A 508-nucleotide genomic window follows, 5' to 3' on the forward strand; every position below is an offset into this window, starting at 1 on the left:
CGCTGTTTTCCTCGCGGTCGAGTCCCAGCGCGGGGCAGATGGCGGCCGATCTGAAGCAGCTCGTGCTCGCCCTCTCGGCCGCGCTGCGGAACGAGGAGACCCAGGCGCTCGCCCAGCTTGTGGCGCGCGCGGCGGATCCCGGCGACCTCGCCGACCTGGTGGCGGGAGCGTTGATCTCCAACCCGCGGGAACGTCAGGCCGTGCTCGAGGCCGTCGAGTTAGAGCCCCGTCTCGAGCTCGCCGCGCAGGCCGCCGCGGCCGCGCTGGCGCGCACCGCCTCCAATGCGGAAGTCCCCAATTGATGCGGATCGGCCTCCCGCTCCTGCTCTTGCTCGCCGCCTGCCCCGAACAGTCGGGGCTGCAGTGTCCGCGCAACACCAGCCTGGTCGGCGACTACGCGCTGACGTTCACCGCGGACCACGATGGCGGCGAATGCATCGCGCAAACCGATGCCGGTCCGGTTCCGCTGGCGCTCAACGACGCGGGCGTGAAGGGCTCGACGCTTTGC

At 71.3% G+C, this 508-nt stretch carries 2 protein-coding genes; both read left to right on the plus strand.

Going from position 1 to position 508, the window contains the following annotated elements; all coding sequences use genetic code 11:
* The first annotated feature begins 38 nt into the window (after positions 1–38).
* Positions 39–302, plus strand: a complete 264-nt coding sequence (locus E6J58_17435; GenBank protein ID TMB34930.1) for a hypothetical protein — start codon at positions 39–41, stop codon at positions 300–302.
* Positions 302–508: hypothetical protein (locus E6J58_17440; protein TMB34931.1), on the plus strand; the 207-nt coding region annotated here is incomplete at its 3' end. The genes E6J58_17435 and E6J58_17440, both read left to right, overlap by 1 nt.

The organism is Deltaproteobacteria bacterium (genome assembly GCA_005879535.1).
Lineage (GTDB): Bacteria > Myxococcota > Myxococcia > Myxococcales > 40CM-4-68-19 > 40CM-4-68-19.